General features: G+C 67.4%; 8 protein-coding genes. 5 read left to right on the top strand and 3 right to left on the bottom strand.

Going from position 1 to position 6,452, the window contains the following annotated elements:
* The 3 genes from ASF54_RS09190 to ASF54_RS09180 all read left to right on the top strand — a co-directional run.
* Positions 1-694 (top strand): acyltransferase family protein (locus ASF54_RS09190; RefSeq protein ID WP_157510095.1); only part of this gene is annotated, 694 nt, incomplete at its 5' end.
* Between the two features lie 55 nt (positions 695-749).
* The gene (locus tag ASF54_RS09185) at positions 750-1,499 is read left to right on the top strand and encodes an aminoglycoside 3'-phosphotransferase (RefSeq protein ID WP_235480987.1); all 750 of its coding nucleotides are present in this window, start codon (positions 750-752) and stop codon (positions 1,497-1,499) included.
* A 64-nt stretch (positions 1,500-1,563) separates the two neighbouring features.
* The gene (locus tag ASF54_RS09180) at positions 1,564-3,144 is read left to right on the top strand and encodes a glycosyltransferase (RefSeq protein WP_055961167.1); all 1,581 of its coding nucleotides are present in this window, start codon (positions 1,564-1,566) and stop codon (positions 3,142-3,144) included.
* Here the strand turns inward: ASF54_RS09180 and ASF54_RS09175 are convergent.
* A complete protein-coding gene (locus tag ASF54_RS09175) occupies positions 3,107-3,811 on the bottom strand; it encodes a GntR family transcriptional regulator (RefSeq protein WP_084816064.1) in 705 nt (234 codons plus the stop codon). The genes ASF54_RS09180 and ASF54_RS09175 overlap by 38 nt on opposite strands.
* Positions 3,812-3,976: 165 nt before the next feature.
* Between ASF54_RS09175 and ASF54_RS09170 the strand changes: the two genes are divergently transcribed.
* A complete protein-coding gene (locus tag ASF54_RS09170) occupies positions 3,977-4,390 on the top strand; it encodes a hypothetical protein (RefSeq protein WP_055961160.1) in 414 nt (137 codons plus the stop codon).
* A gap of 36 nt (positions 4,391-4,426) precedes the next feature.
* Complete coding sequence (locus ASF54_RS09165) at positions 4,427-5,554, top strand: class I SAM-dependent methyltransferase (protein WP_055961157.1); 1,128 nt, start codon at positions 4,427-4,429, stop codon at positions 5,552-5,554.
* Here the strand turns inward: ASF54_RS09165 and ASF54_RS09160 are convergent.
* Together ASF54_RS09160 and ASF54_RS09155 are read right to left on the bottom strand one after the other, a co-directional pair.
* Positions 5,529-5,948, bottom strand: coding sequence for a hypothetical protein (locus ASF54_RS09160; protein ID WP_055961154.1), 420 nt, complete (start codon positions 5,946-5,948; stop codon positions 5,529-5,531). The genes ASF54_RS09165 and ASF54_RS09160 overlap by 26 nt on opposite strands.
* 65 nt (positions 5,949-6,013) lie before the next feature.
* Positions 6,014-6,452: hypothetical protein (locus ASF54_RS09155; RefSeq protein WP_235480986.1), on the bottom strand; the 439-nt coding region annotated here is incomplete at its 5' end.

Genomic DNA, 6,452 nt, shown 5'->3' with positions numbered 1-6,452 from the left:
CCACCCGCCGTTCTTCCAGGGCATCGGCAACGGTGTCATCAACGGCCCGCTCTATACGATCCCTGCCGAGTGCAGCTTCTACCTGATCGTGCCCGTGCTCGTCGTGGCCATCCGCCGCTGGGGCCTTGCGAAGGTGCTCGTGCCGTACTTCGTCGTCACGGTCGGGTGCGGCGTGATATCGGGGGCGATGGGTGGCCTTGTCGGCAATGTGCTCCATCACACGTTCCTCGAGCGCGGCTCGTACTTCGGTGTGGGCATCCTGCTCGCGCACTACGGCAGTCGCATCCCGCTCAAGCGCAGCTTCGCCCTCCTGGCGGCGGCGGTCTATTTCGGCTTGGTCACGCTCGGCCCGATGCCGACTGTCGAGTCGGTCTACGGCCTGTTCAAGTCCGCCCTCGTCGCGGCGCCCCTCGGCTATCTCATCCTCTTCGTCGGGCTCAAGGCCCCCGCGGTGTTTCGGGGTATTAGCAACAAAATCGGCGACCTCAGCTACGGCATCTACATCTGGCATTCCTTCGTGATCGCCCTGCTGGCCTGGGCGGGCCTCTCGGGCGAGTGGTTCGTGATGCTCCTCCTCGTCGCGATCACTCTCGTGCTGGCCCTCGGCTCGTGGTTCGTCGTCGAGAAACCCGCTCTCGGTCTGAAGCGAGTGAGTGTCAGAGGTCTCCGCCCATCGACTCCGGCTCGCGTCTAGGCGTCCCTCTCCGCTCGCGCTTGGAGAGCCAGGCTCAGCCTGCAAGCATGGCGTGGTGAAGATAGCTCAGCTGCCACGCGGCCCCGTTCCGGTGCCACCCCGAGTCGAGGCACTCGCGGCCGGCGCGGAGATCACTCCGGTCTGGCTCAACGAGGTGGGTGGCCTGACCTTCCAACTCGGGCACGGCGAAACGCGTCGCTTCGCGAAGTGGGCACCTCACGGCCGCGGTCTCGACCTGCGCGCCGAAGAGGAGCGCCTGCGATGGGCGCGTTCGTTCACGCCGGTGCCGACGGTGCTCGCCTCGGGCCGAGACCCCGATGCCGACTGGCTCGTCACGCAGGGGCTCCCGGGCCGCAGCGCGGTCGACGCACGGTGGCGTGCCGAGCCGGAGCGCGCGGTCGCGGCGTTGGGCACGGGCCTGCGGCGGCTACACGACGCCCTGCCGGTCGACGAGTGCCCGTTCGACTGGTCGGTCGAGACGCGACTGGCGCGGTCTGAGAAGGCGACCACGAAGGATCCTGCGCTTCTCCCGTTCGGCCCCGTGCCTTCCGTCGATCGTCTGGTGGTCTGTCACGGCGACCCGTGCGCCCCCAATACCCTCATTGCCGACGACGCGAGCTGGGCGGGCCATGTCGATCTGGATGCGCTGGGGGTCGCTGACCGCTGGGCCGACATCGCGGTGGCGACGATGAGTCTCGGGTGGAACTACGGGCCGGGTTGGGACGATGTCTTTCTGCAGGCCTATGGTGTGAAGCCCGATGCGCAGAGAACAGCGTTCTATCGGTCGCTCTGGAATGGGACCTGAGATCGACTCGGAAATCAGCCAAGGGTATGAAAATTCGAAATACCTGTCGGCCTAGGATCAGAGCATGCCCTTCACGCAGTCACAGCCCGTGGTTCACGACGGCCTCGCGGGCCACCAGGGGACCACGACCCAGCAGAATGGCCCGACCCGTCGCCTTGCCAAGGTCGTGTCGCACGTGTACTTCGCCGCGAACGTCATTGCTTGGGTCGCGCTGTGCGTTCTGGCAATTACGGGCATCCTCGTCGTCCGTCAGCCGCTCGACCCGATCGATGTCGTCGTCGCCGTTCCGCTCGGGCTTGGCATCGGAACGGTCTGGTTGGGTGGGTTGCGCGCCTATGCGTTCTTCCTCGCTCGGCGGCCGCTTCGCCGGGCGCGAGCCGCCTCCGTTCCTGAGTCGTCGGCGTCGTCCTCCCGGGTCGCGCTGCTCTATTGCACGGCCGACGACGTCAACCCCGAGGCCCTGCGTCAGTCCGCTCGGCAGACGCACGCCGATGTGACGGTGGTGATTCTCGACGATTCGTCGTCGGTCGAGGCGCGGGCGACCGTCGACCTCCTCGCAGTCGAGCTGGATGCCCTCGTCGTGCGGCGCGAGGCGAAACGTGGCTTCAAGGCGGGCAACCTCAACAACTTCTTCCGGTCGGGCCCTCGATTCGACCACTACGCGATCCTCGACAGCGACGAGATTCTGCAGCCGACCTTCGTCGAGCGAGCACTCGACCACTTCGCTGCGGGCGGGCCCGGCGATCCGATCGGCGTCGTCCAGGGGCGCCACGAGGCGAAGTCGGGAGAGACCCAGTTCACCAGCGAGTTCGCGCCGATGCTCGGCACCCACGTCGCCACGAACCAGCTCTCGCGCTCCGCTGTCGGCTTCTCGATGTTCATGGGTCGCGGAGCCCTGCTCAACGATGCCGTGATCCGAGCTACCGGCGGGTTCCCCGAGGTCGTGGCCGAAGACGTGGCTTTCACCATCCGAGCGCGCGAGGCCGGATTCCGCGTGCAGTACGCCCCCGACATCGTCAGCGTCGAAGACTTTCCCATCGACTATCACGCCTTCAAAAAGCAGCACGGCAAGATGGTTCAGGGGGCGACCGAGCTGATTCGCCTGTTCGCCCTTCCCGCCCTGCGGTCGCGCATGACTCCGGCCGAGAAGCTCGACCTCCTCGTCGAGCTCGTCATGATCCCCCTCGGCTCGCTTCTCGGGCTCTTCTTGTTCGCGACGTCGCTCGTGACGTCGTCGCTGGGTGTTCCGCTCTTCTCGATGTGGGTCGGGTTCGGGCTGGCTGCGAGTGGCCTTGCTCCGCTGATACCCGAGGCCCTGCGGCGCACGAGCCGGGCGACGCCCTGGGCCGGAGCCATCTTCCTGGGGCGCGCTTTCGCGCTCTACAGTTCGATGTTCTGGACCACCCTGCGTTCCGTCGTCCGGGTCGTCATCGGGCGTCGGGCCCTCTTCGTCATCACGCCGAAGCGCCGGTCGAAGGCAGGCTGGCGGGCCACAGTCTTGGCCGATCTGATCGTCGCGGTCGTTGCGCTCGCAGTGTCGTTCGCCCTGTCGGGGTCGTTTGCGCCCGCGATGACAGCCGTGGCCGCAGCGGCCGCGGCGATCTACCTCACGCGCTTCGGCGGGAGAGCGGCCGTTCCGAGCTGACGGGCTCGTGCCCAGGGGTCTCGACGGGCAGCTGATGCAAGCGCTCGGCAGCGAGCTCGGCGGCGATCGCGTCGCCGGCCTCGACGGCGGATCGGAGGTCGCGGAAAGACTGCGTGAGATCGGGCCAGTTGAAGATGCGCACCAAGTTGGGCAGCCGCAGCTTGAAGGCCAGCCCGGCACTCGTGTCGTGGCTCAGCTTGATCAGGTGGCTGTTGCCGCACTGCTCGACGAAGAGGTCGAACGTGGCGAGCGCGTGGACGTTGAGCGCGGGAACATCGCGTCGCTCGAGGTCGACCAGGCACGAATCGATCGAACCCAGGATCCGCGCCCGTACATCATCCGCGAGAAGTGGCGTGGCGAGACGCACGGCCCCGCCGAAGATCACCCCCAGCGTCTGAACGACCTCGAATGCCTCGTCGGCTCGCGGTGTGGCGACCCGGGTGTAGCGGTTCGGCATGACCTCGACCAGGCCGGCGTGCTCGAGATCGTTGAGGGCCTCCCGGATGGGCGTGCGCGAGCACCCGAGCCACTCGGCGAGTTCGTCGTCGGACAGGCGCTCGCCGGGAGTGAAGGTGCCATCGAGAATCGCGCGACGGATCTCGTGCCGGATCTTGTCGCGCATGAGCATGCGCGGGCTGGACGGGGAGCTGACGATCGGGACAGGCATGGATCTCTCCTGAGAAAGGTGCGGATGGTCCGTTAACTCTTCTATGCGTCTGATTATCTGTCAAGTACTTCATTGAAAATACAGAATTACGCCGTTCGCGGCTGTCGACTGGGCCTTTTCCCGCTACCCCTCGACACCACGGCAGCGCACTCCTAGAGTTCGTCCATGAAGAAGCTGTCAGGGGCTGTCTCTCATCCTCTCGTCGTCGAAGAGCCGCTCGTCCTCACCGGCACGGCGCTCCGGGGTGCGCTCGTCTGCGACGGAGGGTCGCTCGATCTCCGTGGTGCCGTCGCCGACAAGCTCACGATCGAACCGGGCGGGTATGTGCTTCTCAGCGGCACCTGCACGGGCTCGATCGTCGTCCACCCCGGTGCTCTGCTTGAGATCTCCGGCACGGTCACCGGCCAGATCTCCCGTAACGACGGCGAGGTGTGGGCGATGGCCGGCGCAACGATCGGAGGCCGCATGGTCGGCAGCGGCGGTTTCTTCGTCGAGCCCGATCCCTCTGCGCCCCGGGCCGTCGATCCGCCGCGATTCCGAATCGCCGGGCAGGGGACCCTCGTCGACGTCGTCTCCTGAGTCGGGCGTCGCCCGGCCGCCCCCTAGGGTTGAATCATGCCTTTCGACTTCGCCGACCTCCGCCGCCGCCCCGATTTCGAAGCCGCGAACCTCGTCGCCGTCGATGCGACCGACCGTCTCCTCCTCGACGAGGCTGCAACCGCGCTCGGCGCGGCCTCCGCAGGCCAGGCCGTCGTCATCGGCGACCACTACGGAGCCCTGACTCTCGGTGCGGCGGCCCTCCACGGCCTGACCGGCATTCGCGTGCACCAGGATCCCCTCGTCAGCGAACTCGCGCTCGGCCTCAACGCCGACGAGGCGGGCCTTGCCGGCACCTACACCCAGCACGCGCTCGACGAGAGCCTGGTGGCGGGCGCCCGGGTCGTGCTCCTGCAGCTGCCGCGCAGCCTCGCTGCTCTCGACGAGATCGCCGGCCTCATCGCCCGTCACGCCGATCCCGAGGTCGTCGTCTTCGCGGGTGGGCGGCTCAAGCACATGGCCACGACCATGAACGACGTGCTCCGCGAGCACTTCGAGGTGCTCTACGCCGGCTTGGCCCGCCAGAAGTCGCGCGTGCTCACGGCGTCCGAACCCGTCTCGCCGCCCGTCGTCTCGACCTGGCCGCGCACTCAGCGCCACGACGACCTCGGGCTCGAGATCAGAGCGTTCGGCGGCACGTTCGCCGGCGCGAAGATCGACATCGGCACCCGGGCGCTGCTCGAGGTGCTGCCGCAGGCGGTGCCCGGGGCGGAGACGATCGTCGACCTCGGGTGCGGGTCGGGTGTGCTCGCCGTGGCCGCGGCGGTCGCGCGGCCGACGGCGCAGATTGTGGCAAGCGACCAGTCGGCAGCGGCGGTGGCGTCGACGCGAGCCACTGCCGAGGCGAATGGAGTGGCCGAGCGGGTGACCGTGGTGCGTGACGATGCGCTGTCGAGTCAGTCCGACGGATCCTTCGATTTGGTTCTGCTCAACCCGCCGTTCCACGTCGACGCCGCGGTCGAGCCGGGTGTCGCGCTCAAGCTCTTCAAGGCCGCCGCGCGCGTACTCAAGCCGGGCGGCGAGCTGTGGACGGTCTACAACTCGCACCTCAAGCACCGCGACACTCTGCAAGAGGTCGTCGGTGAGACGCGTCAGGTGACGCGCAACCCGAAGTTCACGGTCACGGCGTCGGTTCGTCGGGGCTGATCTCGAGGCTCGACTTGATGTAGTCGAGCAGGGCGAGGGCGTAGGCGCTTTCGGCGTCAGTCGCCGAGTAGCTGTCGAGCCGGGTCTCGACAGTGAAGTCGGTGCCGTGGTGCGTGAGCGAGCGGAACGAAGGGCCCAGAAGGATCCGCAGCTGGTCTTCTCGAGGAAGCCAGAGTGAGTCGTCGGCCGCCACCGAGTCGAGCGCCCACTCGGTGGTGCCGTTGAAGCCGAGCACGGTACCGCCGGAGTAGTCGTGTGCCTCGATGGTCATCTCGCTGATGGTGAAGACCTCGTCGGCGAATTCGTCGCCGTCGATGGCGAATCGGTCGCCGGGCGTGGGGCGCCAGCGGAGACCCGCATCGCGGAGGGCCCGGGCGAGAGCGGCTGTGATCATCGGTTCATTGTGCTCTGGAACGCTGAAGGGCGCCTCCCTGGGGGAGGCGCCTTTGTGACGCGGTGCTATTTGGCGACTGCCGTGTTCGTGCCGACGGATTCGCCAGCTTCGATGATTTCGGGAGCCTCGCCGGAGTAGGTGACGGTGTTGCCGTGCCCCTCGAAGACGAGCTTCTTCGTAGGGCCCAGGTCGATGGTGGCGTCTTCGGTTTGGACGAAGACGGTGTCGCATCCGTCGGGGAGCGAGGCTGTCTTCTGCGTCGTGTTGATGAGGGCTTGCCCGTCGACGCAGGTGTTGATGTTGGCCGGCAGCTCGGCCTCGGGGGCTGTAGTTGCGGGCGGTGTGGTCCTTGCAGTGCTGGACGGGCTGGTCGGGCTGGATGTGCTGGCCGGGGTGTCGGCTGAGGTGGGGGTGGGGGTGGAGGTGGTGCAGCCGGTGAGTGTGGCGAGCAGGGCGAGGCCCGCGAGGGAGGCGGCGATCGGGGTCTGTGGCATGAGGTGCTTC

The organism is Frondihabitans sp. Leaf304 (assembly GCF_001423105.1).
Classification (GTDB): domain Bacteria; phylum Actinomycetota; class Actinomycetes; order Actinomycetales; family Microbacteriaceae; genus Frondihabitans.
The sequence above is the reverse complement of the archived record's forward strand: the minus strand, read 5'-3'. Positions and strand labels throughout refer to the sequence as shown.